This is a genomic window from Kribbella sp. CA-245084 (assembly GCF_050942355.1).
Taxonomy (GTDB): domain Bacteria; phylum Actinomycetota; class Actinomycetes; order Propionibacteriales; family Kribbellaceae; genus Kribbella.
This window is the reverse complement of the sequence record NZ_CP192053.1, coordinates 7,568,643-7,594,123: the sequence shown is the minus strand read 5'-3', so window position 1 is coordinate 7,594,123 and position 25,481 is coordinate 7,568,643. Positions and strand designations below refer to the sequence as shown.

The 25,481-nt window shown below is 68.0% G+C and carries 26 protein-coding genes; 18 read left to right on the top strand and 8 right to left on the bottom strand.

The window, feature by feature from the left end; all coding sequences use genetic code 11:
• The first annotated feature begins 73 nt into the window (after nucleotides 1-73).
• Both ACQPYH_RS36150 and ACQPYH_RS36145 read left to right on the top strand, forming a co-directional pair.
• The gene (locus ACQPYH_RS36150; protein ID WP_432880869.1) at nucleotides 74-847 is read left to right on the top strand and encodes a CPBP family glutamic-type intramembrane protease; all 774 of its coding nucleotides are present in this window, start codon (nucleotides 74-76) and stop codon (nucleotides 845-847) included.
• Entirely contained in the window at nucleotides 844-1,644 is an 801-nt protein-coding gene (locus tag ACQPYH_RS36145; RefSeq protein WP_432880866.1) for an SDR family oxidoreductase, read from the top strand. Before ACQPYH_RS36150 ends, ACQPYH_RS36145 begins: the two co-directional genes overlap by 4 nt.
• A gap of 25 nt (nucleotides 1,645-1,669) precedes the next feature.
• On the opposite strand, the gene ACQPYH_RS36140 is transcribed toward ACQPYH_RS36145, so the two are convergent.
• Nucleotides 1,670-2,236, bottom strand: coding sequence for a hypothetical protein (locus tag ACQPYH_RS36140; protein ID WP_432880864.1), 567 nt, complete (start codon nucleotides 2,234-2,236; stop codon nucleotides 1,670-1,672).
• 55 nt (nucleotides 2,237-2,291) lie between these two features.
• On the opposite strand from ACQPYH_RS36140, the gene ACQPYH_RS36135 reads away from it, so the two are divergent.
• The 6 genes from ACQPYH_RS36135 to ACQPYH_RS36110 all read left to right on the top strand — a co-directional run bounded on the left by ACQPYH_RS36135 (nucleotide 2,292) and on the right by ACQPYH_RS36110 (nucleotide 7,907).
• Nucleotides 2,292-3,239, top strand: a complete 948-nt coding sequence (locus tag ACQPYH_RS36135) for an ABC transporter ATP-binding protein (RefSeq protein WP_432880861.1) — start codon at nucleotides 2,292-2,294, stop codon at nucleotides 3,237-3,239.
• Nucleotides 3,239-4,021, top strand: coding sequence for an ABC transporter permease (locus tag ACQPYH_RS36130; protein ID WP_432880858.1), 783 nt, complete (start codon nucleotides 3,239-3,241; stop codon nucleotides 4,019-4,021). Before ACQPYH_RS36135 ends, ACQPYH_RS36130 begins: the two co-directional genes overlap by 1 nt.
• Nucleotides 4,021-4,824: an ABC transporter permease gene (locus ACQPYH_RS36125; RefSeq protein ID WP_432880856.1), complete on the top strand. Its 804-nt coding sequence runs from the start codon at nucleotides 4,021-4,023 to the stop codon at nucleotides 4,822-4,824. Before ACQPYH_RS36130 ends, ACQPYH_RS36125 begins: the two co-directional genes overlap by 1 nt.
• Before the next feature lie 11 nt (nucleotides 4,825-4,835).
• Nucleotides 4,836-5,981 (top strand): hypothetical protein, encoded by a 1,146-nt coding sequence (locus ACQPYH_RS36120; protein ID WP_432880853.1) that lies wholly within the window; start codon nucleotides 4,836-4,838, stop codon nucleotides 5,979-5,981.
• A gap of 19 nt (nucleotides 5,982-6,000) precedes the next feature.
• Nucleotides 6,001-7,080 carry a hypothetical protein gene (locus ACQPYH_RS36115; protein ID WP_432880851.1) on the top strand — a complete coding sequence of 360 codons (1,080 nt, stop codon included), beginning with the start codon at nucleotides 6,001-6,003 and terminating at the stop codon, nucleotides 7,078-7,080.
• 68 nt (nucleotides 7,081-7,148) lie between these two features.
• Nucleotides 7,149-7,907, top strand: a complete 759-nt coding sequence (locus tag ACQPYH_RS36110) for a hypothetical protein (protein WP_432880850.1) — start codon at nucleotides 7,149-7,151, stop codon at nucleotides 7,905-7,907.
• Here the strand turns inward: ACQPYH_RS36110 and ACQPYH_RS36105 are convergent.
• Nucleotides 7,884-9,044 carry a phosphotransferase family protein gene (locus ACQPYH_RS36105; protein ID WP_432880847.1) on the bottom strand — a complete coding sequence of 387 codons (1,161 nt, stop codon included), beginning with the start codon at nucleotides 9,042-9,044 and terminating at the stop codon, nucleotides 7,884-7,886. The two genes, ACQPYH_RS36110 and ACQPYH_RS36105, sit on opposite strands and share 24 nt — an antisense overlap.
• A 43-nt stretch (nucleotides 9,045-9,087) precedes the next feature.
• Between ACQPYH_RS36105 and ilvA the strand changes: the two genes are divergently transcribed.
• Nucleotides 9,088-10,290, top strand: coding sequence for a threonine ammonia-lyase (gene ilvA / locus ACQPYH_RS36100; protein WP_432880845.1), 1,203 nt, complete (start codon nucleotides 9,088-9,090; stop codon nucleotides 10,288-10,290).
• On the opposite strand, the gene ACQPYH_RS36095 is transcribed toward ilvA, so the two are convergent.
• Entirely contained in the window at nucleotides 10,275-11,294 is a 1,020-nt protein-coding gene (locus ACQPYH_RS36095; RefSeq protein WP_432880842.1) for an alpha/beta fold hydrolase, read from the bottom strand. The two genes, ilvA and ACQPYH_RS36095, sit on opposite strands and share 16 nt — an antisense overlap.
• On the bottom strand, nucleotides 11,287-11,742 hold the full coding sequence (locus ACQPYH_RS36090; protein WP_432880839.1) for a MarR family winged helix-turn-helix transcriptional regulator: 456 nt from the start codon (nucleotides 11,740-11,742) through the stop codon (nucleotides 11,287-11,289). Before ACQPYH_RS36090 ends, ACQPYH_RS36095 begins: the two co-directional genes overlap by 8 nt.
• 88 nt (nucleotides 11,743-11,830) lie before the next feature.
• Here ACQPYH_RS36090 and ACQPYH_RS36085 point away from each other — a divergent pair, with 88 nt between their 5' ends.
• Complete coding sequence (locus tag ACQPYH_RS36085; RefSeq protein WP_432880836.1) at nucleotides 11,831-13,327, top strand: MFS transporter; 1,497 nt, start codon at nucleotides 11,831-11,833, stop codon at nucleotides 13,325-13,327.
• 131 nt (nucleotides 13,328-13,458) lie between these two features.
• Complete coding sequence (locus ACQPYH_RS36080; protein WP_432880833.1) at nucleotides 13,459-14,421, top strand: hypothetical protein; 963 nt, start codon at nucleotides 13,459-13,461, stop codon at nucleotides 14,419-14,421.
• Nucleotides 14,422-14,489: 68 nt separating this feature from the next.
• On the opposite strand, the gene ACQPYH_RS36075 is transcribed toward ACQPYH_RS36080, so the two are convergent.
• Nucleotides 14,490-15,731, bottom strand: a complete 1,242-nt coding sequence (locus tag ACQPYH_RS36075) for an MFS transporter (RefSeq protein ID WP_432880830.1) — start codon at nucleotides 15,729-15,731, stop codon at nucleotides 14,490-14,492.
• A 145-nt stretch (nucleotides 15,732-15,876) separates the two neighbouring features.
• Between ACQPYH_RS36075 and ACQPYH_RS36070 the strand changes: the two genes are divergently transcribed.
• Complete coding sequence (locus ACQPYH_RS36070) at nucleotides 15,877-16,485, top strand: TetR/AcrR family transcriptional regulator (protein ID WP_242000225.1); 609 nt, start codon at nucleotides 15,877-15,879, stop codon at nucleotides 16,483-16,485.
• Nucleotides 16,482-16,916, top strand: a complete 435-nt coding sequence (locus tag ACQPYH_RS36065) for a VOC family protein (RefSeq protein WP_432880828.1) — start codon at nucleotides 16,482-16,484, stop codon at nucleotides 16,914-16,916. The genes ACQPYH_RS36070 and ACQPYH_RS36065 overlap by 4 nt, the downstream gene beginning before the upstream one ends.
• 59 nt (nucleotides 16,917-16,975) lie before the next feature.
• On the opposite strand, the gene greA is transcribed toward ACQPYH_RS36065, so the two are convergent.
• Together greA and ACQPYH_RS36055 are read right to left on the bottom strand one after the other, a co-directional pair.
• On the bottom strand, nucleotides 16,976-17,488 hold the full coding sequence (gene greA / locus ACQPYH_RS36060) for a transcription elongation factor GreA (protein WP_130440348.1): 513 nt from the start codon (nucleotides 17,486-17,488) through the stop codon (nucleotides 16,976-16,978).
• A gap of 219 nt (nucleotides 17,489-17,707) precedes the next feature.
• On the bottom strand, nucleotides 17,708-18,145 hold the full coding sequence (locus tag ACQPYH_RS36055; RefSeq protein ID WP_432880826.1) for a DUF4307 domain-containing protein: 438 nt from the start codon (nucleotides 18,143-18,145) through the stop codon (nucleotides 17,708-17,710).
• Between the two features lie 58 nt (nucleotides 18,146-18,203).
• On the opposite strand from ACQPYH_RS36055, the gene mca reads away from it, so the two are divergent.
• The 3 genes from mca (at nucleotide 18,204) to ACQPYH_RS36040 (ending at nucleotide 20,625) form a co-directional block, all read left to right on the top strand.
• Nucleotides 18,204-19,067 carry a mycothiol conjugate amidase Mca gene (gene mca, locus ACQPYH_RS36050; RefSeq protein WP_432880824.1) on the top strand — a complete coding sequence of 288 codons (864 nt, stop codon included), beginning with the start codon at nucleotides 18,204-18,206 and terminating at the stop codon, nucleotides 19,065-19,067.
• Nucleotides 19,068-19,098: 31 nt separating this feature from the next.
• Nucleotides 19,099-19,452, top strand: coding sequence for a hypothetical protein (locus tag ACQPYH_RS36045; RefSeq protein ID WP_432880822.1), 354 nt, complete (start codon nucleotides 19,099-19,101; stop codon nucleotides 19,450-19,452).
• A gap of 138 nt (nucleotides 19,453-19,590) precedes the next feature.
• Entirely contained in the window at nucleotides 19,591-20,625 is a 1,035-nt protein-coding gene (locus ACQPYH_RS36040) for a copper resistance D family protein (RefSeq protein ID WP_432880820.1), read from the top strand.
• Here the strand turns inward: ACQPYH_RS36040 and ACQPYH_RS36035 are convergent.
• Complete coding sequence (locus ACQPYH_RS36035; protein WP_432880817.1) at nucleotides 20,622-21,200, bottom strand: nitroreductase family protein; 579 nt, start codon at nucleotides 21,198-21,200, stop codon at nucleotides 20,622-20,624. The two genes, ACQPYH_RS36040 and ACQPYH_RS36035, sit on opposite strands and share 4 nt — an antisense overlap.
• Here ACQPYH_RS36035 and ACQPYH_RS36030 point away from each other — a divergent pair.
• Entirely contained in the window at nucleotides 21,199-23,151 is a 1,953-nt protein-coding gene (locus ACQPYH_RS36030; RefSeq protein ID WP_432880814.1) for a thioredoxin domain-containing protein, read from the top strand. The two genes, ACQPYH_RS36035 and ACQPYH_RS36030, sit on opposite strands and share 2 nt — an antisense overlap.
• A gap of 226 nt (nucleotides 23,152-23,377) precedes the next feature.
• Nucleotides 23,378-25,459, top strand: a complete 2,082-nt coding sequence (locus tag ACQPYH_RS36025; protein ID WP_432880812.1) for a M4 family metallopeptidase — start codon at nucleotides 23,378-23,380, stop codon at nucleotides 25,457-25,459.
• The last annotated feature ends 22 nt before the right edge of the window (nucleotides 25,460-25,481 follow it).

Genomic DNA, 25,481 nt, shown 5'->3' with positions numbered 1-25,481 from the left:
TAGTGCTGGATCCCCTTCGGAGGTCGGTCCAGCACCCTGGTTCGAGCGCTGCGCCCGCCGGGAGGCTGGGTCGGTGATCAAGCGGCGGTTGGTGGAGTTCGGGGTCATCTGTCTTGTTCTGACGTGGGTGCCGTGGGCGGTGCTCGGCGTACTCGGGGTGAATCTGGACGAGGGCGCGGGCATGATCGTCTTCTCGCTCGCCGCCTCGGGACCGTCGTTGGCCGCGTTGGTGATGTGGCTCCGGTACCGCGAGCGGCGGCGCGTGGTCCGCTGGTCGCCGGTGTGGCCGGTGGTTGCCGTCGTACTCGGAGCGATCGGTCCGCTGGGGGCGTGCATCATCGGCGGGCAGCTGCCTGAGCTGCCTGACCACGCCGCGTCGGTCGTCGCGGGGGCCGGAGGGGTGCTCGGTGCGGCGGCGTACACGTTCTTGGCGGGGCCGGTGTCGGAGGAGTTCGGGTGGAGGGGGTACGTGCAGCCTCGGTTGCGTGAGTACTTCGGTCCGCTGGGGACGACTGTGGTGCTCGGGGCGGCGTGGGGGTTGTGGCATGTGCCGCTGTACTTCCTGAGCGGCACGGGGCAGCACGATGACGGGCTGTTCACGGCGGCGGGGGTGACGTTCTTCCTGGAGCTGTTCCCGCTGACGTTCGTCATGTTGTTCGTGAGCGAGAAGCTGCGCGGTGGGGTGCCGGGGGCGATCCTCGTGCATGCTGCGTGGAACCTGACCGAGGAGCTGGTGCCGCCGCTCGGTGGTGGTGTGTGGGTCGAGTTGCTGGTCATGACGGCGGTCGCTGCCGCGTTGCTGCCATCCTGGACGCCAGTCAGAACATGCAGAAGGGTGGCGCGATGACGCAGGTGGCTGTGGTGACCGGCGGTGGATCCGGGCTGGGGCGGGAGATGGCGCTGGCACTCGCGGCGGCTGGGTACCGCGTGTGGGTGACGGGCAGAACTGAGGAGAAGCTCCAAGAAACCGCCGCCGCAGCCGCTAACGCGGCTGCGGCGGCGGGAAATGGGGGGAGCGCCGGAGGCCGCGACGGTGTGGCCGGAGGCGCGGGGTGGGGTGTGGTGGAAGGGGCTGTGCTGGATGTGGCTGATGGGGGTGCGGTTCGGGGGTTTTTCGGGGGGCTGGAGCGGGTTGATGTGTTGGTGAACAACGCGGGGACCGGGTCGCCGGCGGCTGGGGTGCAGGATGTGCGGGAGGAGGACTGGCGGCGGGTGGTGGATACCAACCTGACCGGGTCGTTCTTGTGTGCGCAGGCGGCGTTCGACCTGATGTTGCGGCAGGATCCCAAAGGCGGGCGGATCATCAACAACGGGTCGATCTCGGCGCATGTACCGCGGCCGCAGGGGATCGCGTACACCGCGAGCAAGCACGCCATCAGCGGTCTGACCAAAGGCCTCGAGCTGGAAGGTCGCGCGCACGGCATCACCGCCTGCCAGATCGACATCGGCAACGCCTCGACCGCGATGACCGCACGGATGGAGCAGGGCGTGCTCCAGCCGGACGGCTCGATCGCGGTCGAGCCGACGTTCGACCCGAAGATCGTCGCGGACTTCGTCGTACAGATCGCAAAGCTCCCGACCACGGTCGCCGTACCGACCCTGACCGTGATGGCCGCCGGCATGCCGTACGTCGGCCGCGGCTGATCAGGCCGGGCGGGTTCGAGGGGTCCTAGCGGCCGGAGGCTTGGAGGAGGTCGGGCCAGGCGGCCGGGGTGTTCGTCGGTGGGGACCAGCCGGGGGTTGTCCACATCGGCCAGGCGCGGGTGTGGTCCCGTAGACGGGCGCAGAGGTCCGCGGGCGGTGCGAACGGTACGCCGAGGCCCTGGCAGACGTCGTACGCGTGCAGGATCAGCTCCAGGCCGGCCCGCGGTGGGAAGTCGGCCGGTCCCCGGGTCTCGACGCGTGGTCGCCGCCAGATCACTGCTCGGTCATCCGCGGTGGCGTCGCCGACCACCGCGATCAGGATCCTGGTGGCGGTCTGCAACGCCTCGACGAACACCGCGGGAGCGGCGTCCGGACCAGGTGTGCTGATTCCGTACGACGGATAGTCGTCGAGCTTGCGCGATGCCAGGAAGATCGCTGGGGCGAGCACAGTGTCGACCGTGTGGTCCGCCGTCCGCAGACAGGTCCAGGTCAGGCTGCCGGCCGGGGCCGACCAGTCCCGGTCGAGACCGTCCTGCCAGGCGTTGACCGTCAGATCGCTCAGTCGCTGGAGATCGTCAACGGTGAATGCCATCCCGCCTGCCCAAAACGAGAAGAAACTGTCCGGAGGTGCGTCTAGTGTCGGGCAGGTGAGTGAGCAGCGGGAGTCCTTGGTCCATGTCCGCGAGCTGCGGAAGTCGTACGGCGACTTCGAAGCGGTTCGCGGGATCGACCTGGACGTGTGGCGCGGCGAGGCCTTCGGGTTCCTCGGGCCGAACGGCGCGGGCAAGTCGTCGACGATGCGGATGATCGGCGCGGTCTCCCCGACCAGCGGCGGCACCCTGCGCATCCTCGGCCTCGATCCGGCCACCGACGGCCCGGCGATCCGCGCGCGGCTGGGGGTCTGCCCGCAGGACGACACCCTCGACACCGAGCTGACGGTCCGGGAGAACCTCACGATCTACGGTCGGTACTTCGGTCTCAGCCGGGCCGAGTGCCGCGAGCGGGCCGACGAGCTGCTCGAGTTCGTGGCCCTGACCGAGAAGGCGAAGGTCAAGGTCGACGAACTCTCCGGCGGGATGAAGCGGCGGCTGACGATCGCCCGTTCCCTGGTCAGCAAGCCCGACCTGCTGCTCCTGGACGAGCCGACCACCGGACTCGACCCGCAGGCGCGGCACCTGTTGTGGGACAAGCTGTTCCGGCTCAAGCAGGCCGGCGTCACGTTGATCATCACCACCCACTACATGGACGAGGCCGAGCAGTTGTGTGACCGGCTCGTGGTGATGGACGGCGGTCTGATCGCGGCCGAGGGTTCGCCGTCCGACCTGATCCGGGACTATTCGACGCGCGAGGTGACCGAGCTGCGGTTCGGGCCGGACGTGATGCTGGCCGACCACGACGCCCTGGCCGGCAAGGTCGAGGACCTTGCCCAACGCATCGAAGTGCTGCCTGATCGCCTGTTGCTCTACACCGACGACGGTGAGGGCGCGGTCGCCGCGGTGCACGAGCGCGGTCTGCAACCGGCCGCTGTTCTCGTCCGCCGCTCGACGCTGGAGGACGTGTTCCTGCGCCTCACCGGCCGGACGTTGGTGGACTGATGGCGCTCGCCCTCGAGAACGGTCGCCGGATGTTCGACTACTGGCTGACCGTCTACAAGCGGACCTGGAAGGGCACGATGATCAGCAGCTTCCTGCTGCCGATGCTCTACCTGGCCGCGATGGGGATCGGGCTCGGCTCGTTCGTCGACAGCAATGGGACGGGCGCGCTCGGCGGGGTCAGCTATCTGCAGTTCATCGCGCCGGGGTTGCTCGCCTCGACGGCGTTGCAGATCGCGGTCGGCGAGTCGACGTACCCGGTGATGTCCGGCCTGAAGTGGCAGAAGTTCTTCCACTCGATGATCGCGACGCCGCTGCGGCCGGCGGATGTGGTCTACGGGCAGTTGGCGTTCATCGCGTTCCGGGTGCTGAGCTCGTGTGCGGTGTTCCTGGTGATCATCGCGTTGTTCGGCGGGTTGAAGTCGCCGCTCGGGATCCTCGGTCTGCCGGTCGCGCTGCTCGTCGGGATGGCGGTCGCCGGCCCGATCGCGGCGTACGCGACGACCTTGGAGAACGACGCGGGCTTCGCGATGGTCTTCCGCTTCGGCGTGGTTCCGGCGTTCCTGTTCTCCGGTGCGTTCTTCCCGGTCTCCCAGCTGCCGAACTGGATCGAGTGGCTCGCGTACGTGAGTCCGCTGTGGCATGGGGTCGACCTGTGCCGCAACCTGAGCCTCGGCACGGTCAACCCGTGGCTGGCGCTCGTCAACGTCGTCTATCTGCTGGCCTGGTTCATCGCCGGCACCTGGCTCGCCGTCCGCGGCTTCACCCGAAAGTTGATCCGCTGATGGCAACTATCGCTGCCCGGGTTGTCCCGGTTCCGGTCCGGCTCGGTGGCGGCCGGCACATCGTCGAGCGCAACTTCCTGCTCTACCGGCGATCGTGGGTCGTGTTCCTGTCCGGCTTCTTCGAGCCGGTGTTCTACCTGCTCTCGATCGGCATCGGCGTCGCTCACCTCGTCGGCGACTTCACGCTGTCCGACGGCACCAAGATCGCGTACGCCGCCTTCGTCGCGCCGGCGATGCTGGCCAGTTCGGCGATGAACGGCGCGATCTTCGACTCGACGTACAACATCTTCTTCCGGATGAAGTACGCCAAGCTGTACGACTCGATGCTCGCGACGCCGTTGCGGCCGTGGGACGTGGCGACCGGCGAGATCACCTGGGCGCTGCTGCGCGGCGCGATCTACTCGGCGATGTTCATCCTGGTGATGCTGATCATGGGTCTGATCTCGTCGTGGTGGGCGCTGCTCGCGCTACCGGCCTCGGTGCTGATCGGGTTCGCGTTCGCCGGCGCGGGGATGGCGCTGACCACGTTCATGCGCAGCTGGCAGGACTTCGAGTTCGTGCAGCTCGCGATCATGCCGATGTTCCTGTTCTCGGCCACGTTCTATCCGGTCGAGACGTACCCGGACGCGATCCGCTGGCTCGTCGAGATCACCCCGCTCTACCAAGGCGTCGTGCTCGAGCGTGCCTTCGCCACCGGCACCGTCGGCTGGTTCCTCGTCGTCCACGCCCTCTACCTGGCCGTCATGGGGACCCTCGGCATGTACGTCGCATCCCGCCGCCTCGGCAAACTCCTCCTCAAGTAGCTGGAACCGCAATGCTGTTGGCCGACGTCGCAGAGGGCATGGACATGTCCTTCAGCGATCTCGTGCGGGCGCCGAAGGTCGAGTTGCCGGGTGGGGCGCGGCAGTGGGTCGACGATTCGTTGCGGTTGCTGATCGACCACTTCGGGACCGACCCGCTGCGTCTACCCGCCGTCGTGCCGGGCGAGTTCGGGCCGGTTGGGTTCGACGGCTCGGAGGCGGCTGCTCGGGAGTTGTGCCTGTCCGTGGCTGAGCGGATGGGGATCCCGTCGGGGCGGATCCGGTTCAGCTTCCGGTTGGAGAAGGTGGTCGAAGCAGGTCAGTTGCTGGGGGCAACGCTCGCCGACGCCTTCGTCGCCCAGAGCCTGCCGGCCTTCCGCGGTGCGGACCCGGTGGACATCGCTGCCGTCCGGAAGTACTCACGCGTCCTGGGCGCCGCGCCGAATGACCGGCTCGGCGAGCTGCTGCTCGAGTGCGGTGTCGGCGACGCTGCGCCGCAGGAGCCTGACGGTGTCGATGTCGGGCTGCTGCCGGAGATCCAGCGGTTTGCATTCCTTGACTTCCTCACCGAGCTGGTTCGCTGTCGGGAGATCGCGGCCGAGCCAGACCCGGTGCGACGAGCCGAGCTACTGCAGCGGCCGGATCGGCCGGACCCCGAGGCAGCAGGACTGGAATCGTCGTCGGCCGGCCGATGGACCGATCTGACCTACTGCCTTCCCGGGGTCGAGCTGCTGCCCGGATACACCGCGGTGATGCTCGGTTCCGACGTACTCGCGGATCCGACCGTGCTGATGGCCGCTGCGTCGCATGAGCTCGGTCATCAGGTTCTGATGCCGTCTGACGTGCCAGGCGCGACCGGCGTACTGCGGGAGCCGCTGACTGACCTGTTCGCAGTGCTGCACGGCTTCGGTATTGCACACGCCAACGCAGCCCTCGACGAGACCACGCTCGGGACGCCGACTGTGGAGACATTCGGATACCTCGGCGAGACGGCCGTCGCGGAGGCGCTCGCGGCGTATCGCTTCCGGCAGCACCGGCTGCTGCGGGACGGCCCACTCGTCCCGGCCTGGCAGCAGGCCCTCGATCCCGAGCCGCGGGCGCGCTTCACGGCCCGGCTCGACGAGTTGATCGGAGGTCCGCCCTCCGTCCTCGGGTGGTGATCCAACCGCAATATTCGCGATGGAACGGGCAACCGTCGGGTCGCGTCAGTTCGGTATGAATCTGATCGGTGCGTGGCGGCGCCGGCAACGGGACCGGGGGCTGCTGTACGGGCCGAAGGTCATGCTGCCTGGGGGACCCGAACAATGGATCGAAGACACGTTGGACTGGTTGACGGGACGGTTCGGGGTCGAGCCGCTGCGTCGTCCGCCGGTGCTGCCGAGCGAGTTCGTGCCCCGCGGGTACGACGGTTCGGAGCGTGCGGCCCGTGACCTCTGCCTCAAGGTCTGCGCCTGGATGGAGGTGCCCGACGACCGGATCCGGTTCAGCTTCCGGATGGACGAGGTCCGCGCCGCCGCCCGCAGCGCGGCCGTTCACCGTCTTCGGGCGGAGCAGCGCGCGAACATCGTGGCGGTATCGGGGCTGCGGGCAACAATGACGCCGGCCGAGGTCGACGCCCTCGCTGCCGCCGGTTTTGCGCCGGAGATCGGGGTGCTTGCCGAGCGGGAGTTGCAGGCCGAGCTGAACCGCAGTACGGCGATCGTCCAGGAGACCGACCTCGATCGGCGGGCCGCACTGTGCGATCGCGCCGAGGCCGTCTGGGCGAAGCCGCCGGGCAGCGGATCGCGCGCATGCTGGCTGGACCTGCGCAGCGGCGACCTCGACGGTACTGCGGTGATGCTGTCGGCCGACGTACGCGCGGATCCGTCTGCGGTGGTGGCTGCGACGGCTCACGAGCTCGGGCACGAGGTGCTGTGGGGTTATCACCTGATCGACCGGCAGCGGCCCGATGCCGAGGCGGTGACCGATCTGTTCGCGATCTTCCACGGGTTCGGGATCTTCCTCGCGAACCAGGCGGTCGAGCGGGTGCCCGGTCGGCGTTCGGCGCTGCAGACGCTCGGCTATCTGGGGGAGCGCGGGGCGTCGGAGGCGCTGGCGGCGTACTGCTTGCGGCGACATGAGTTGTGGCCGGTGTCGATCTTGCCGGTGATGCCGACGGAGCTCGACCGGTCGGTGCGGATGCGTACGTTCGCGCGGCTCGCGGCGATGGTGAAGGACGCCGAGATCGCGTCGATCCAGGAGGGTGCTCCGCTGGTCTGATGTCAACCGACGGTGACGGAACGACCCCGGAAGGTTTGGCGTGACGCCGGGCAGGCATGATCCGGCGGGTGAGGAATCCGATCGGGATGATGCGACGAAGCCAGCAAGTACGGTCCCAACTGAAGGCGCCGCGGGAACGGTTGCCTGGTGGTAGTCGCCGCTGGATCCGGTCGTCGATGGACTGGTTGGTCGCGGAGTTCGGCCGGGATGTCCTGCTTCGGCCGATCGCGCTGCCGACCGATGTCATCCCCGACGGGTACGACGGGAGCCGGGCCGCGGCGACTGAGCTGTGCGGTCGGGTCGACGGCCGGATGGACCTGCGGCCTGGTCAATGTGGGCTCAGCTTCGAACTGAATGGCGTACGTCGCCCGTCGAACCGCGGGACCACCGCGGTGGTGAAGGAACAGCACGGCCGCTGGAGCCGGGGTGCCGACCAGAACCAGATCGAACTGTCGCCCACGCTGGCCGCCGATCCAGTCGCGCTCATCGCGATCTACGCGCACGAGGTCGGGCACGAACTGCTGCTCGGCGGCGAGCGGATCACGCTCACACGCCGACCCGACCATGAGCCGCTCACCGACCTCATCACCGTCTTCTACGGGCTCGGGATCTTCACAGCGAACGCGGCGTACGAACGTCGCCCCCGGCCGAACGGGCGAGGCAAGCAGCCGGTCGCGCGCGGGTACCTGCGCGAGGCCGCGCTCGCGGAGGCCCTTGCGTACTACGCCCTACTCCGCGGCGAACGCCACCCGGACTGGGACCGCCACTTGGACCCACCCGTACGCCGAGGAATGCGCAACCAACTAGCTGTCCTCCACCGTAGGTGAGCTGGTGAGGAGTTGGCGGAGCCACCAGGTGCCGCCTCGGATCATCGACTCCTTGCTGGGGCCGGTCAGGTGATCGGGAAGGTGCGCGTAGGTCATCGTCTGGTGAAGAGCGCCGAGCTTTGTGGCGAGGTCCAGCGCGCGGCGTAGGTCCGTCGGTGACGCGTACTCCTCCCACTCGGCCAGATACGCGTCCAGCACCCGCTGGTCGGCCGACAGCGGTGAGCGGTTCCCTTCGATGAAGGTCACCATGTCCAGGAACGGGTGCGACAACGACGCATCCGTCCAGTCGAAGGACAGGACCTGGCTGCCGCGCACTGCCATGTTCCGCGGGTGCAGGTCGCCGTGCAGCAGCGTCTCCGGGATGCCGATCGACGCCAGCTCGGTGATTGCCTCATGCAACTGTTTGGCGCGGTTCGGGAGTTCGGATCGTTCGTGCGGTTCGAGTCGGTCGGATGCAGGCGTGGGTCCGAGCAGACGGTCGAGTTCGGCGTCGAGTACGGCGAGGCGGCGGTCGACGCAGCTGTACTCCAGGAGACGTTCAGGCGCATCCGCGTAGCTACGCTGCAGCCGGGCATGACGACGTACGGCGTCGATCCACACCTCGACGTCGGGCGAGTCGGCCAGTGGAGTCCCGAGGTCCGGCAGCAGCATCCAGGCGCGCTTCTCGTCGATCGCGAGAGGCGCGGGGACCTCGCCCGGTCGGTCCTGCGAGGCCTTCAGCAGGAAGAGGGGCTCGTGGGCGAACAGGAATGGCAGCGCATCCGGGCGGGTCGGCTCGATGGTGGTGGAGTGGGCGACTGCCTTGAAGTACACGTCGCCGTCAGAGGTTGGCATGCGCAGCACGTTCGACAGTCCCCACGAGCGGACCTGCGTCCACGGACCCGTTGGCTCTACGTGCTCAGCGATCCACGGGAGCGCCTCGTCGTACCACTCCGGCTTCGTCCAAGCGGGTAGGTCCGAGCTACCGATGCCCGGGAGCACCTCATACCTGAGCGGCTCCTCGGAGAGGCAGGTCAGTACGGCGGTCTCTATGCCCTGGGCACGCAAGGCGAGGATTGTCGGCTCGACATCGGGGAACCAGGTGCCGTCCGGGATCTCGACGGAGGTGTCTGACACGCCGACGACCGTGACTCTCATGTGCTGCAGCGTATGTGCCCACCGCGAAACGTAAAGTGATTTTGTGATCGATGCCAGGGATGTTGCGCGGGCGGCCGATCTGTTGCACGACGTGGTGGCGCCGACGCCGTTGGAGTACTCGCGGTGGTTGAGCGAACTCGTCGGCGGCGACGTATTCCTCAAGTGCGAGAACCTGCAGCGGACCGGATCGTTCAAGCTGCGCGGCGCGTACGTGCGGATGGCCCGCCTGTCCAAGGCCGAGCGCAGCCGGGGCGTGGTCGCGGCCAGCGCCGGCAACCATGCGCAGGGCGTCGCGCTCGCCGCGCAGCTGCTCGGCATCAAGTCGACCGTCTTCATGCCACACGGTGCGCCGATCCCGAAGGAGAAGGCGACCCGGGCGTACGGCGCGGAGATCCGCTTCGTCGGTACGTCGATCGACGACTGCCTGATCGCGGCGCGCGCGTTCGCGGCCGAGACGGGTGCGGTGCTGATCCATCCGTTCGACCACCCCGACATCGTCGCCGGTCAGGCGACCGCTGGGCTCGAGATCGTCGAGCAGTGCCCGCAGGTGCGGACCGTCGTCGTACCGACCGGTGGCGGCGGGTTGCTGGCCGGGATCGCGGCCGCGATGCAGCGCGACGGGATGCCGATCGAGGTGGTCGGCGTACAGGCGGCCGGCGCGGCGGCGTACCCGGCGTCGCTCGAGGCGGGGGAGCCGGTGCAGCTCGAGCAGATGGCGACGATGGCGGACGGGATCGCCGTCGGACTGCCGGGGAAGGTGCCGTTCGAGGCGGTGCAGGCGTACGTCGGCGAGGTGCGGACGGTCGACGAGGATTCGTTGTCCAAGGCCCTCTTACTCGTTCTCGAACGTGCGAAGCTCGTGGTCGAACCGGCCGGCGCGGCCGGGGTTGCCGCCGTACTCGATGAGCCGAAACGGTTCAAGCCGCCGGTCGTCGTCGTACTGTCCGGCGGCAACATCGATCCGCTGCTGTTGATGCGAGTGATCCGGCACGGTATGGCGGCGGCCGGGCGGTACCTGTCGCTGCGGGTGCGGATCCCGGACACGCCCGGCGGACTGGCCACGTTGCTGAACCAGCTCGCCGCGCTGGACGCGAACATCATCGAGATCCTGCACGAGCGGATCTCGGAGACGCTGAGCCTGGAAGAGGTCGAGGTCGCACTACAGCTCGAGCTCCGCGGCGAGGACCATCGCGAACGCGTCCTCGCCGGACTCGGTGCCAACGGCTACAGCTACACGCTCAACTGACGAACGTGGTCGACCAGGCTGATCAGGAACTTGCCCGGCTCCTCCCACGGCGCGAGATGTGCCGAGTGTTCGAACCAGACCGCTTGTTTATAAGGCGCTTCGACGGCCTCGAGCCAGTCCTCCACCGGCTTCGTCGGCGTCGTGTAGTCATGCCGTCCGAAGAACATCAGCACCGGGATCGGGAACTCCTTGACCCCGGAGTAGTCGATCGTGAGCATCTCGTCGAGAACGCGGCCCAACGTGAATTCGTTGCCCTCGCCAATCGTCTCGCCCTCCTCGACCGTGTACTCCGGCGATAGCAGCGGCGCCTGGAAGTAGTACAGCGAATCCTCGCGGTACGCCGACAGACCGCCGCGGTGCTGCGCCCACTGCCGCGCGATGATGATCCGCTCGCGGGTCACCGGCTCGTCACCGGGGTACGGCGCGATCGACGCGAGCTGCTCGAGCGCCTCGGTGTGATTGTGCTCGCGGGCCTGCTGCAGCGCGTACTCGAAACACAGGCCCTCATTGGCGTGGCCGTCGACGATCTGGCCGATCCCGACGTATGCGTAGAACAGGTCGGGGCGGTCCAGCGCGGCCTGCATCCCGACGATGCTTCCCCAGCTGTGGCCGAGGAGGATCAGCTTCTCGACGCCGTACCGCTCCTTGATCTGCTCGGCGAGCTCGATCGCGTCCGTGGCGTACTGCGCGACCGTGAGCGTGTCGGCGATCGTGTCGGGGTCGGTCAGGCGCATCGTCCGGCCTGCCGCGCGCTGGTCGTAGGTGACGACGGTGAAGTACTCCTCGACCGGGCGCTGGAACTGCCAGGCCGCCGGAGCGAGCGGCGAGGCGGGACCGCCGTGGAGGAAGAAGATGACGGGGTTCGAGCGATCGTTGCCGCGGGCGTAGACCCAATGGCTGATGCCACCGGCCGTGAGTTCGTAGCTCTCCTGCACGCCGGACGGCGTCACGATGCGATGCAGGTCCGCGATGACCTCGCGGGCGTCGTCGAAGGTCTCAGTCACCCGTCGAGGGTAGAGGCTCGCAGCTCTTCACGAGAGGTGCGTGCAGGCGCTCGGCGAGAACACGACGCTGCGTCGGCTGCGCTTCGCCCTGAAGCTGCAGACCTTCGTCGGTCAGCCGGACGTTGATCGCGCGGCGATCCTCCGGGCACATGTGGCGCTCGACCAGGCCGGCGACCTCGAGGCGGCCGATCACCCGGGACAGGGCGCTCTGGCTCAGATGCACCGACTTGGCGATCGTCGCCACCTTCGCAGAGCGCTCCGGCAGCTCCGCGAGCCGCTCGAGCACCTCATATTCACTCATGCCCAGCGAGTGGCCCACCTGCAGCGCCCGGTCGAGGGCACAGGTCAGGTCGGCGTGGCGAGCCAGGAGCTCGCGCCATTCCCTGACGTCAGCACTTGCATCGGCGTTGGTCTCACCAGTCCCAACGCTGACCTTCGTAGCGGCCATGCCGGTGACCATAGCATGCACGCGCATTCAATGCAAACGCATTTAATGCCTAGACATTAGATGCACATGCATGGAATAGTCTCTCCTCGTGACTACGCAAACCACAACATCACCAGCCCGCATGACCTGGGATGCGCGCCTCTGGGGCGCTCTTCTGGTGGTCTGCGGCGTGATCTTCCTCGACGGCCTGGACGTGTCCATGGTCGGCATGTCACTGCCGTCCATCGGCGCCGACCTGGGCGTCTCCCTTTCGTCTCTCCAGTGGGTCGTGACCGGCTACGTGCTCGGGTACGGCGGCCTGCTGCTCCTCGGCGGGCGGACCGCCGATCTGCTCGGCCGGCGTCGGGTCTTCCTGATCGCGCTAGCCGTCTTCGCCGTCGTCTCGATGCTGAGCTCACTGGCGAGCAACCCCGAACTGCTCATCGCGGCGCGGTTCGTGAAGGGTGTTGCCGCGGCGTTCACCGCCCCGGCCGCGCTCTCGATCATCACCACGACCTTCCACGAGGGCCCGGATCGCAATCGCGCCCTCAGCATCTTCACCACCTGCGCCGCCAGCGGCTTCTCGATGGGCCTGATCCTCGGCGGCGCGCTGACCGAGGTCGGCTGGCGCTGGACCTTCCTGATGCCCGGCCCGGTCGCCCTGATCGTGCTGCTGTTCGGCCTCAAGCTGATCCCGAACAGCCCGCGGGACAACGCCGCCGGCGGATACGACGTACCGGGTGCGGTCACCGTCACCGGCGGAATGCTCTCCCTGGTGTACGCCGTCGTCGGCGCCGAACACGCCGGCTGGGTGTCGGTGCAGACCTTCGGGCTGTTCGCGCTCGCGATCGTGCTGCTGACGAGCTTCGTCGTGATCGAGCAGCGCACCAAGCACCCGCTGGTCCGGCTCGGCATCCTGCGCAACCCGTCGCTGCGGCGGGCGAACCTGGCCATCCTGACCGTCTTCGGTTCGTACGTCGCCTTCCAGCTGATCGGCACCATGTACTTCCAGAACCTGCTCGGCTGGTCGTCCTTCCAGACCGCGCTGGGCTTCCTCCCGGCCGGCCTGCTGGTCGCCACGCTCTCGCCGAACGTCGGCAAGATCGTGGACCGGGTCGGCACCGAGAAGATGATCATCCTGGCGATGGGACTGTTCGTCGCCGGGTACGCGCTGAGCCTGCGGATCGGCCCGGAGTCGGCGTACTTCTCGACCGTGTTCCCGACGATCATGCTGCTCGGGCTCGGGTTCGCGATCGGGTTCCCGTCGCTGAACATCCAGGCGGTGTCCGGGGTTCCGGACCACGAGCAGGGGCTCGCGTCCGGGCTGTTCAACACCTCGAACCAGGTCGGCGGCGCGGTGGTTCTCGCGATCGTGACCGCGGTGATCAGCGGACAGTCGGTCGGTGTCACCACGGCGGCCGGGGTGCTGCCGGCGTACAAGGCCGGGCTGGCGGTCGTGACGGGGATCGCGGCGCTCGGACTGGTGATCGCATTGACCGGTCTGCGCGGGCTGAAGGCTCGCCGGGCCGTCGAAGAGGAGGAGGCGCCCGAGCTGACCGCCGTACAGGACGAGCTGGCGTCGGAGGAGATGACGCCGGCGGCGTGACAACAACCGGCTCCCGCGCGGGGCTGTGAGGTTATAGATGAGTGGTGCGGACTTCTCTGGGGGTCCGCACCACTGCTTTTCGGGGGATTCCCCGATTGGTTTCGACCCGTCGGGGTGCTGCACTGGGGGACATGAGCAACCAGAGCTACGACCAGCAGGTCAAGGACATCCTCGACCGGGTCGCCAAGGGCCACCTCTCCACCGAGGAGGCCACCACCCTGATCGCCGCCATCAAGACCGCCCCATCCGAGCCCGAAGCCCCGGCGGCAGAAGCTCCGGTTGCCGACGAGCCGTCCACTTCGGTCTGGGCGGATGCAGTCGACTCACCCACGGCTGAGCCCGTCGCCGAGCCAGTGGTTGAGCCAGTTGTTGAGCCGGTCGTCGAGCCGTCGCCGGTCCAGGATGTCGTGGATGCCGAAGACGAGGCTGAGCCGGTTGAAGAGGAGCACAGCAACGTGCCGGTTCCGGCGGGGGTGCAGCGGGTGACGGTGCGCGCGATCGGGCGCCGGGTGCGGTTGATCGGCGAGCCGGCCGTGAACGGCGTCGCCGTCGACGGCCCGCACATCATCAAGCGTGACGGCGACACGCTCGCGATCAGCAGTGAAGGCGACATGGGCGTCTCCATCGACGGGTTCAGCATGCTGCGCAACCCGACCGACCTGAAGGCGCACGTCAACGGTCTGGCCAAGGAGCTGTCGATCCGCGTCAACCCGAGCCTGCAGGTCGAGGTCGACGTCACCGGCGGCAGCGTCAACGCCGAGCGCCTGCCCGGTCTGACCCGCGTCCGCGTCACCGCCGGTACGGCGAAGGTCACGGACGTCGACGGCCCGATCGACGTACTCGTGCAGGCCGGCTCGGCCAACCTGGACGCCCAGCTCACCAAGGGCCGCTCCCGGGTCCGCGTCGAGTCGGGTACGGCGCAGGTCGCGCTCCGCCGCGGCTCCGACGTACATGTCCACACCGAGGCCCAGCTCGGGCGTGTCACCTGGTCCGGCGCCGTCTCCGGCCAGTCCAAGGACGTCGAGATCGGCCGTGGCCGCGCCGCCCTGGACGTAGAGGTCCTCGTCGGCACCGCTCAGATCGCCTCCGACTGAGCGACCCTGACACAGGAAACCGTGGGTCGACACAGGAAATGACCTGCGTAGACCCACCGCGTCTTGTGTCAGCGTGCAGGGGCGGGGCGCTCCGGCGCCGGGATCGCGCGGAGTGTGCGGAGGGGCGAGAAGTAGAGGACGGCGTTTCCGGCGAGGGTGCCTAGGCCTGCGATCCAGAGGGTGGTGTGCAGGCCGAACGCTGTGCCCAGTGCCCCGCCGAGCAGGCTGCCGAGGGGTGCGGCGCCCCAGCTGACGAAGCTCATGGTGGCGCTCACCCGGCCCTGCAGCTCGGGTGGGCACAGCCGTTGCCGTGCGCTGACCTGCAGGATGTAGCTGACGATGATGCAGAAGCCGGCAAGCAGCGTGCCGACCACGAACCAGCTGACCTGCCAGCCCGGCGCGGTCATCGCCTGCACGGTGAACGCGACACCGATCCCCGTCGACGACACCAGCAGCGTGCGTACGTCGCCGTACCGGGTGCTGAGTCTTTCGGTGACGACGGAGGCGACGATCGCGCCACCGAGGCCGATCATGCTGAGGACGCCGATAGTTGCCGGCTGCAAATGAATCGCACGGACGAGGTAGACGACCATGATCGCGCCGGCCGCCGCCTGGAACAGCATCGTCACCATCGTGTTGAGCGCGAGCGGCCTCAGCAGCGGGTGATGGAACACGTGCCGCATGCCCTCCGCGATCTCGCGCCGCAGGTCCGGCCGTTCCGGCTTCACCGGCTCGGGCTCCGGCGTACGGATCGAGCGCAGCCATACCGCTGACCACAGGAAACTGAGCGCGTCGAGGCCGATCGTTAGCGCCGCGCCGAGCCACTGGACGAGGATGCCGCTCGCACCCGCGCCGACCACTGCGGCGATCGAGTGGTTGGCCGCCAGTTTGGCATTGCCCGGCAGCAGGCGATCCCGCTCGAGCAGCCGTGGCAGGTACGAGTTGTGCGCCACGTCGAACAGCACCGTGAGGATCCCGGCCGGCACGAGTACGGCGTACACCTGCGTCAGTGTGAGTACGTCGAACCACCAGGCGATCGGGATCGAGGCATAGAGGAACGCCCGGAGCAGGTCGGCGTACACGAGGACCGGGCGGCAGCGGATCCGGTCGGCCCACGCGCCCGCGAACAGGCCGAGGACGAGCCAGGCCGCCGTCTCGCAGGTCCGCAGCAGCGAGACCTGCAGCGTCGATGCGTTCAGTGTGAGTACGGCGAGCAGCGGGATCGCGCTCATGCTCAGGCGGGAACCGAGCTGACTGAGCAGGTCGGCGGCCCACAGCCGGCGGAAGTACGGGTGACGGAGGATGCCCATTCCGCGACCGTAGAGCCTGAGTTGAGCCTTGTCGACTCAAGTATCAAGAAAGTTGAGTCGAGGAGACTCAATATAATTCCCGGGTGAAATTGTCGGTGCCACTGGGCATTGACAAGATTTAGACACCGTGCAAATAATCCGAACTGTGTTAAAGAGTTCGGACGGAGACTGGCGTGCGGCCCGTCGGGCGAATGCCCGGGCGGCGGTGCTCGACGCCGCCTGGGGTCTGGTGCGGGAGAACGGGCTGGCCGCGCTGTCGTTGCGCGAGCTGGCCAAGCGCGCCGGGATCACCACGCCGACGGTCTACGCGTACTTCGAGTCCAAGAACGCGATCCTGGACGCGATGTTCGCGCAGGCCGCGCAGTCGTTCGTGGAGTTCATGAGCTCGTTGCCGGCGAGCGACGATCCGGTGGCGGACATGGCCGCCGCGGTTCGGCGGTTCAGCGACTTCTGCGTGTCCGACGTACCGCGGTACCAATTGTTGTTCCAGCACTCGGTCCCCGGCTTCACGCCCTCGCCCGAGTCGTACGGGATCGCGCTCAGCGCACTCGCGCTCGCCCGCGACCTCCTCGCACGCAACGGTGTGCACGATCCACGGCACCTCGACATCTGGACCGCGATCACCACCGGCCTGGTCGGCCAGCAGATCTCCAACGACCCGGGCGGCGATCGGTGGACCGGCCTGATCGAGGACGTGACCCGGATGTTCCTCGCTCAGTACGGGGACGCCACGCAGCACAAGGGGGAATCATGACCACAGTCACGCAGCCCAGGCTCCATCACCTGGCTCTCACCGTGACCGATCTCGACGCGAGCGTCCAGTGGTACGGCGACGTGTTCGACGTCCATCCGATCCTCGACGTACCGCACCAGGGCGGTGTCGGCCGCATCCTCGCCGACGCGGACCGGCAGCTGATGATCGCGCTGCACCATCACGACACCAACAACGGAGCCCTCTGCGCCGAGACCGTGACCGGGCTCGACCACGCGGGCTTCACGGTTGCGACCCGCGTCGACCTCGAAGCCTGGCAGGACCACCTCGAGGCCCACGGCGTCGTCCGCGCCGACGTCGCCGACAAGCCCCTGACCCAGTCCCCGATCGCCGACGAGCCCTACGCCTCGGTCCTCGTCTTCCGCGACCACGACAACATCCAGCTAGAACTCTTCGCCCCGGCCGCCCACTGACCCGCAAAGAGCAAGCGCCCCGGTGGGGTGTCCACCGGGGCGCTTGCGAGCTTTGGTGGTCAGCCGGTGAACGGCTCCGCGGCGACGATCTGGACCGTTACGGGCTTGCCGTTGGGCGCCTCGTAGGTGGCCTTGTCACCCTTCTTCTTGCCGAGGATCGCGGCTCCGAGGGGGGACTGCGGCGAGTACACGTCGATGTCGACCGACGCGTCCAGCGCGAGCAACTCGCGGGAGCCGAGCAGGAACGTCTCGACGTCGTCGTCACCGGCGAAGGTGATCGACACCTTCATGCCGGGCTCGATCTTGCCGCCGGCCTTCGGGGTCTCGCCGACCCGGGCGCGACGGAGCATGTCCTCGAGCTGCCGGATCCGGGCCTCGATCTTGCCCTGCTCGTCCTTGGCGGCGTGGTAGCCGCCGTTCTCCTTCAGGTCGCCCTCGTCCCTGGCCTCGCTGATCCGCTGCGTGATCTCCGCGCGGGCCGGCCCCTTCAGGTGCTCGAGCTCCGACTTCAGCTGGTCGTAACCGTCCTGCGTCAGCCAGACAACGCTGTCCTCAGCGATCTTTTGCGTCACGGGCTGCTCCTTGTGTCGGTGGAATGGGCAGGAAAATACTGCTGGCCGCCGTCGTCGACGGCGACCAATCAAACGAGCGTAGCAAGAGACCGCCGATCACGCAGGGGTTCCAGCGCGACTCAAACGCTTGGAAAACGTTTGCTCGGAAGGTTTTCGCCGCCCTGTGGCGAGAATCGCGGTAATCGGTTGCCGCGTCAGGTTGACCGCCGTGATCGCTGGTCAGTGCGGGCGGTGCTGGTCGGCCGTCGTACAGCCGACGAGTACGACGGCGGTTGCAGAGCGTTGCGTTGTCAGCGTGACCGGGAGCACCTGATGGCGGGGTGAATCCGCCTTCACCGTCACGGTCACCTCACCGACGATCGAGAAGTCGGCCGCCTTCGCCTGCAGCCGGCAGCTGGCCTCCACCGATTTGGTCCGGTCCACCTGCATCGTGGCCTTCGCGCTCGTCGGCGAGACGATCTCGAAACCGTTCAGTTGCGAGGTGACCGGCGGATTCGACTGCACCCAGGCCGCCCACACCAGCCACACCAGACCGGCCAGGATCACGACTCCCAGCCCGCCGATCACGAGCGGCCGCCGGGACCGTCCGCGCCTGCCGTACCGCGTGTTCAGGTCGGACGTCGGGGTGGCGGCAGATGATGCAGATGGGTCAGGCACAGGTAGTCCAGGGGGTCGGTCGTGGGTTTTGACGGAGGTTGGAGGACCATTGTGTCTTGTGAGTGGAGATCTTCGGTTGTTGCATGTGCACGCCCACCCCGATGACGAGTCGAGCAAGGGAGCCGCGTCGACGGCCAGGTACGTGGCCGAGGGCGTCGAGGTGATGGTCGCCACCTGTACCGGCGGCGAACGCGGATCGATCCTGAATCCGAAGATGGACCGCCCGGAGGTGCTGGCGAACATCACCGAGATCCGCCGCAAGGAGATGGACGCGGCCCGCGAGATCCTCGGTATCCGGCAGGAGTGGCTGGGCTGGGTCGACTCGGGTTTCCCGGAGGGTGACCCGCTGCCGCCGCTGCCCGAGGGCTGCTTCGGCGCGCTGAAGGTCGAGGACGCCGCCGCGCCGCTGGTGAAGCTGATCCGCGAGTTCCGGCCGCAGGTCGTCACGACGTACGACGAGAACGGCGGCTATCCGCACCCGGATCACGTCATGTGCCACCAGATCACCGTGGCGGCCTTCGAGGCGGCCGGTGACAAGGACGCGTACCCGGAGCTCGGCGAGCCGTTCCAGCCGCTGAAGCTGTATTACCACCACACGTTCCACTACGAGCGGATGAAGGCGCTGCACGACGCGATGGTCGCGCGCGGCCTCGAGTCGCCGTACGCCGAGCGCCTGAAGGACTGGAAGCCGGACCCGGAGAACGAGCGCCGGATCACCACCCGGGTCGAGTGCGCGGAGTACTTCTCGGTCCGGGACCGGGCGCTGCTCGCCCACGCCACACAGATCGACCCGGACGGCGGCTGGTTCACCGTGCCGCTGGAAGTTCACCAGGCGGCCTGGCCGACCGAGGACTACGAGCTTGCCCGGAGTCTGGTCGAATCGGAGCTGCCTGAAGATGACCTGTTCGCGGGGCTGCGCTGACGGGCGGCTGGGACAGTGAGAGACTGGTGGCGTGACAGCGACGACCTCCCTTCTGACGGCCGAGATCGACCCGAATACGGTGAAACCCGGTTGGGTCGCGCTGTTGATCGTGCTCGCTCTCGGTGCCGCCACGGTGCTTCTGTGGCGCAACATGGGCAAACAGCTGAAGCGCATCGACGTGGACCGCGCTGGTGCGGACGACCCAGCACCGTCCGGCGACCCAGCGAGTCCGGACAGCTCGCCGTCCCAGGATGGCGATGCAGCGCCTACGACTTCGGCCCTGACACCGACGGAGACTCCGACGGAGACCTCGCCGGCGACTGATGCAGAGACCGACGCAGCGCCTGAGGCTTCGAAGGAGTCGAAGGAACACTCTCAGCACTGACGCCATGACAGTGCGGTAACCGATTCCTGGGAGCTGGGATACACCCTGGTCACGAGATGGTGTCGGACTGGGCAGCCCACCTCTGCGTGACCCTATAGTGAGCCGGGTGCTGAATGGTGCCCCTCCCCGGTCCGCTCGGTGAGCGCGACTCGCGCTACCCGCGCCGCCCGGCATCGCATGCCCGGACGTCTGGTCGCGGCTGGGGTCGGTGCTGTCGTCATCGCCTCCGTGGCTCTGGTGGTCGCGCTGTTCGCGGCCGGCAGCCAGCCGCGTGACCTCGGCGGGGTCGGCGGTCCGGACCTCTTCATCTCCTGGCTGCTGCCGCTGCTCAAGCTCATGTCCACGCTGGCAACGGTCGGCTGCGCCGGCGCGCTGCTCGCGGCGGTCGTGCTGCTCCGGATCGAGGGCGGTCCTCTCGGCGTACAGGGCCGGCGTGCGGTCCGGGACGCGAGCAACTCGGCGATCATCTGGGCGGTCTGCGCGTTCGCCAACGCGGTCGTCACCGCGGCGATCCTGCTCGACACCCCGGTCGGTTTGCTGCGGATGCGGTTCGACGACGCGCTCGGCGTACCCGAGGTGAAGGCGCTGCTGATCACGGGCATCCTGGTGCTCGCGCTGGCCATCGGCATCCGCCGGGTGCAGACGTCATCGGCGGCAGGGCTCGGCGTACTGGTCGCGATCGCCGCGTTGATCCCGACCGCGGTCACGGCGTACCCACGGAACGAGTCGTACGTCGTACTGGCCGGCGCGGCGCTCGTCCTCCACGTGATCGCGGCGACCACGTGGGTCGGCGGGCTCGCGGGGCTGGTCCGGTACGGGCGGGCGAGCCGGACCGGGCTGCCGATCGTGCTGGAGCGCTACGGGCAGGTCGCCTACATCTCGTCGATCGCCGTGCTGCTCAGCGGCCTGATCAGCGCCGCCGGACGGCTGGCGGCGAAGGGCGGCGGCTGGGGCTCGATCCTCGACCCGCTCACCGGGGACGCGTACGGCGCGTTGCTGATCGTCAAGATCGCCGCGTTCCTGCTCCTCATCGTCCTGTCCGCCCTGCACCGCAGCCGCGCCCACGGCGACCTCGTCGACGGCGGCCAGCCGTTCTGGCGCATCGTCGGCGTCGAGCTCTTCGTGATGGCCCTCGCCCTGGGCCTGTCGATCGCCCTGTCCCAGACGATCTAGTCCCAGGGCGCAGTCCGGAGTTCCTCGGTACTGCGGCGCTCGCGGTCTGCCGGGCGGTCCTCGGCAGCGCGGCCGATCGCGATCATCGAGACGATGTGCCAGCCGGCGCCTGGCTTCAGGTCGTCGGTCAGGGTCTCGAGGTTGAAGGCTCGGAACTGCCGGCAGGCGAGGTCCATGGCGTGGGCCTGCAGGGTCAGGTGGGCGACCGATTGGCCGAGGTCGTAGTCCGCGAAGTCGGAGTAGGCCCAGTCGGTGTCTTCGACGTACCGATGGGCGATCGTCACGATCAGCAGGGACGCGCTCGGCGCCCAGCGGGCTGAGCTGCGGGCGAGGTGCTTGACGACTCGATCGTGCTCGCGCTCGCCGCGGCGTGCCACGAAGTACGCCCAGGGCTGGGAGTTGCCCGCGGACGGCGCCCAGCGGGCCGCGTCGAGGAGCAGTTCGACGTCGTCGTCGGTGACGGTCCAGTCGGAGTCGAACCACAGCGGGCTGAAACGGCTGGCGAGCAACGGGTGCACGGGCATGCACCAGTCCAACTGCTGCGCGGAGCGGTCCATTCCGTACGGTTGGGGCATGGCGAACGAGCTCGGGCGATCGACCAGTCCGTACCTGCGGCAGCACGCGGAGAACCCCGTCGAGTGGCGGGAGTGGTCGGACCGGGCGTTCGCGGAGGCGCGGGAGCGGGACGTGCCGGTCTTCCTGTCGGTCGGGTACTCCGCTTGTCACTGGTGTCATGTGATGGCTCATGAGTCGTTCGAGGACGCGGAGACGGCGGCGTACCTGAGCGAGCACTTCGTGAGTGTGAAGGTGGATCGGGAGGAGCGGCCGGACGTCGACGCGATCTACATGGCGGCGACGGTGGCGATGACCGGGCAGGGCGGCTGGCCGATGTCCGCGTTCCTGACGCCGGCGGGCGAGCCGTTCTTCTGCGGGACGTACTTCCCGAAGGATGCGCGCGGTGGGATGGGGTCGTTCCGGCAAGTGCTGGAGGCAATCACCGACGCATGGACGAACCGGCGTGAGCAGCTCGACGGGATCGGGAAGCGGGTTGTCGAGCAACTCGGCGCGCAGCAGCAGCCGACCGGGGGAGAGCTCGACCTGGACCGGGCGGTGCAGCTGCTGAAGACCGACTTCGATCCGGTCGACGCCGGGTTCGGGCAGGTGCCGAAGTTCCCGCCGTCGATGGTGCTCGACTTCCTACTCCGCCACCACCGGCGGACCGGCGACGAGGACGCGCTCGCGATGGTCGCGCACACCTGCGACCGGATGGCGCGCGGCGGGATGTACGACCAGCTGGCCGGCGGGTTCGCGCGGTACTCCGTCGACCGTCAGTGGATCGTGCCGCACTTCGAGAAGATGCTGTACGACAACGCGCTCCTCCTCGACGTCTATACGCAGTGGTGGACCGAGTCCGCGGATCCGCTCGCGAAGCGCATCGCCTTGGAGACTGCGGACTTCCTGTTGGATGAGCTCCGTACGCCGGAGGGCGGGTTCGCGTCGGCGCTCGACGCCGACACCGACGGCGAAGAGGGCAAGTACTACGCCTGGACGCCGGCTCAACTGCACGAGGTGTTGAGCGCGGAAGACGCCGACTGGGTCATCGACCTCTGCGATGTCACCGGGACCTTCGAGCACGGTACGTCGGTTCTGCAGCTCCGGCAGGATCCCGACGACGCCGGGCGATGGCAGCGCATTCGGCAAGTGCTGAAGCAGGCACGGAGCAATCGCACCTACCCGGGTCGCGACGACAAGGTAGTTGCCGCGTGGAACGGTCTGGCGATCACGGCCCTAACCCGCGCGGGCGTGGTGCTCGACAAACCGCAGTACGTCGAGGCTGCTGTCGCGGCGGCTGGATTGATCCGGGAGGTACATCTCGACGGGCGGTTGTACCGGACGTCGCGCGATGGTGTGCGGGGGAGTGCGGACGGCGTACTCGAGGACTATGCGGCGTTTGCCCAAGCCTGTTTGACATTGCTGGGTGCGACGGGTGACGTCGAGTGGTTCGAGACCGCAGAGTCCTTGCTGGACAGGGTTCTGGAGCAATTTGTTGCTGATGGCTCCTATTTCGACACCGCGGCGGATGCGGAGGAGTTGGTCTGGCGGCCGCAGGATCCGACGGACAACGCCACGCCGTCCGGTGTCAGCTTGGCCGCCGAGGCGTTCACCACGCTGGCGAGTCTGACCGGATCGGTCCGGTACGAGACTGCCGCTCTTGAAGCATTGAAGGCGTCAGCGGCGATCGCCGAGCGGGCGCCGAGGTTCGCCGGTCGTACGCTCGCGGTCGCCGAGACGATTGCCGGCGGCCCCCTTGAGATCGCCATCGTCGGCCTGCAGCCAGAGTTGATCAGGACCGCGTTCACTGACGCGCCCTGGGGTACGGCGATCGTTGCCGGCGAGCCCGGTCTCGCCGTACCACTGATGGAGGGTCGCGACCGGCGCGCGGCGTACGTCTGTCAGAAATTCACCTGCCGGCTGCCCGTCGCGTTGCCGGAACACCTTCGGCGCGAGTTGCGCCCCACGGACTGACAGCTCGCCGAACGCAGGTTTTCCCCTTCGTTTCGGTCAAATCCCTTGACTCACGGCGACCGGACCGCAACAGTCGGTCCTCAAGTCGGATGTAACAGAAATCGCATGATTCGACACACAGTGTCACAAATGAGGCAGTGGCACTGCTGGGTCAGCATCCGGCGCGTCCCCAACTGAATTCGGTCGCTGCGCCCAAACAGCGACCACACCGTGAGGAGATGTTGTCTTGAGACGACTGACATCAGCAGGGGCGGTGGCCGCCGTCGCGGCCGCGGGCCTTGCCGTCGTGGTCACCGGCCCATCCGCCATCGCTGCTCAAACCGCGGCTCCGCATCCCGCGCCAGGCTTCAACCAGCCCGCCGCTGTCCAGGCCGAGCAGGGGTTGGCCGCGAAGACGGCCGCAGCCCTCGGCCTTGCCAGCGGCGAGCAGCTCAAGGTCCGCGATGTCGTGAAAGATGCCGACGGCACCGAGTATGTCCGCTACGACCGTACGTTCAACGGCCTGAAGGTCGTCGGCGGTGACCTGATCGTCAAGCGCAAGGGCGAGTCGGTCGGTCAGGTCACCTACAACCGCGGCGCGAAGGCCGTCGAGGTCGCCACCAAGCCGACTCTGTCCCAGTCGGCGGCGCTCGCGAAGGGCGCGCAGGCCGCGAAGTTCAAGGCCTCCGGCAACAAGGGCCAGCTGGTCGTCTTCGTGACGCCGGCCAAGCCCGTGCTCGCCTACGAGGTCGTCACCACCGGTGTGAAGCCCGACCAGACCCCGTCGGTGCTGCACTCGTTCATCGACGCCAAGACCGGTGCCGTTCTCGACCAGGACGACGAGGTCAAGACCGGAACCGGCAACTCGATGTACGCCGGCACGGTCACCATCGGTACGTCGGGATCCTCCGGCAGCTTCTCCCTGACGGATCCGAACCGCGGTGGCAACTACACCACCGACCTGAACGGTTCGACCTCCGGCAACGGCACCACGTTCACAGACCCCGACGACACCTGGGGGACCGGCGCCGCGTCGAACCGCCAGACCGCCGGCGTGGACGCGCACTACGGCGCCCAGCTGACCTGGGACTACTACAAGAACGTCCACGGTCGCAACGGCATCTTCAACAACGGCCAGGGCGCCCGCTCGCGGGTGCACTACGGCAGCGCGTACGTGAACGCGTTCTGGGACGGCACCCAGATGACGTACGGCGACGGGATCAGCAACACCCACCCGCTGACCGCGATCGACGTGGCCGGCCACGAGATGAGCCACGGTGTCACCGAGGCGACCGCCAACCTGAACTACTCCGGTGACGCGGGCGGCCTGAACGAGGCGACCAGCGACATCTTCGGCACCATGGTCGAGTGGTACGCGAACAACTCGAGCGACCCGGGTGACTACCTGATCGGCGAGAAGATCAACATCAACGGCGACGGTACGCCGCTGCGCTACATGGACAAGCCGTCGAAGGACGGTGCCAGCGTGGACTGCTGGTCGACCAGCACCGGTGGGCTCGACCCGCACTACTCGTCCGGCCCGCTGAACCACTGGTTCTACCTGGCCTCCGAGGGCACCGGCAGCAAGGTCATCAACGGTGTCTCCTACAACAGCACCGCCTGCAACGGCGCGACCTTCACCGGTGTCGGCCGCGACGTCGCGTCGAAGGTCTGGTACCGCACGCTGAGCACCAAGCTCAGCTCGGGCAGCACCTACAAGGACGCTCGTGAAGGCGCGATCACGTCCGCCAAGGAGCTGTACGGCGCGGACTCCGCGGAGTGCAAGGGCATCGAGGCCGCGTTCAGCGGTATCGCGGTCCCGGCCGGCTCCGCTGCCTGCGGTGGTGGCACCACGCCGCCGCCCACCGGCGACAACCTGCTGCAGAACCCGGGCTTCGAGTCCGGCGCGGTGAACTGGACCGGCTCCTCCGGCCCGGTCACCAACAACACCGGCCGCCCGGCGCGCACCGGTAGCTGGAAGCTGTGGCTGCAGGGCAACGGCCGCGCCACCACCGAGAACGTCGGCCAGTCGGTCGCGATCCCGGCGTCGGCGACGACCGCGAGCCTGTCGTTCTGGATCCGGATCGACACCGCCGAGACCACCACCTCGACGGTGTACGACACCGCCAAGGTTCAGGTCGTCGACGGGTCGACCGCGACCACGCTGGCGACGTACTCGAACCTGAACAAGAACACGTCGTACGTGCAGAAGACGCTGAACCTCTCGGCGTACAAGGGCAAGACCGTCACGGTGAAGTTCGTCGGCCAGGAGGACTCCTCCGCGCAGACGAGCTTCGTCATCGACGACACCTCGCTGACCGCGAGCTGACCCGACGTCCGGGGCGCGGGCC

Bases quoted from the DNA above. Each gene is read 5' to 3' on its own strand.
- ACQPYH_RS36145 (WP_432880866.1), top strand. From the start codon at position 844: ATGACGCAGGTGGCTGTGGTGACCGGCGGTGGATCCGGGCTGGGGCGG.
- ACQPYH_RS36140 (WP_432880864.1), bottom strand. From the start codon at position 2,236: ATGGCATTCACCGTTGACGATCTCCAGCGACTGAGCGATCTGACGGTC.
- ACQPYH_RS36130 (WP_432880858.1), top strand. From the start codon at position 3,239: ATGGCGCTCGCCCTCGAGAACGGTCGCCGGATGTTCGACTACTGGCTG.
- ACQPYH_RS36125 (WP_432880856.1), top strand. From the start codon at position 4,021: ATGGCAACTATCGCTGCCCGGGTTGTCCCGGTTCCGGTCCGGCTCGGT.
- ACQPYH_RS36120 (WP_432880853.1), top strand. From the start codon at position 4,836: ATGCTGTTGGCCGACGTCGCAGAGGGCATGGACATGTCCTTCAGCGAT.
- ACQPYH_RS36115 (WP_432880851.1), top strand. From the start codon at position 6,001: ATGGAACGGGCAACCGTCGGGTCGCGTCAGTTCGGTATGAATCTGATC.
- ACQPYH_RS36105 (WP_432880847.1), bottom strand. From the start codon at position 9,044: ATGAGAGTCACGGTCGTCGGCGTGTCAGACACCTCCGTCGAGATCCCG.
- ACQPYH_RS36090 (WP_432880839.1), bottom strand. From the start codon at position 11,742: ATGGCCGCTACGAAGGTCAGCGTTGGGACTGGTGAGACCAACGCCGAT.
- ACQPYH_RS36080 (WP_432880833.1), top strand. From the start codon at position 13,459: ATGAGCAACCAGAGCTACGACCAGCAGGTCAAGGACATCCTCGACCGG.
- ACQPYH_RS36075 (WP_432880830.1), bottom strand. From the start codon at position 15,731: ATGGGCATCCTCCGTCACCCGTACTTCCGCCGGCTGTGGGCCGCCGAC.
- ACQPYH_RS36065 (WP_432880828.1), top strand. From the start codon at position 16,482: ATGACCACAGTCACGCAGCCCAGGCTCCATCACCTGGCTCTCACCGTG.
- ACQPYH_RS36030 (WP_432880814.1), top strand. From the start codon at position 21,199: ATGGCGAACGAGCTCGGGCGATCGACCAGTCCGTACCTGCGGCAGCAC.
- ACQPYH_RS36035 (WP_432880817.1), bottom strand. From the start codon at position 21,200: ATGCCCCAACCGTACGGAATGGACCGCTCCGCGCAGCAGTTGGACTGG.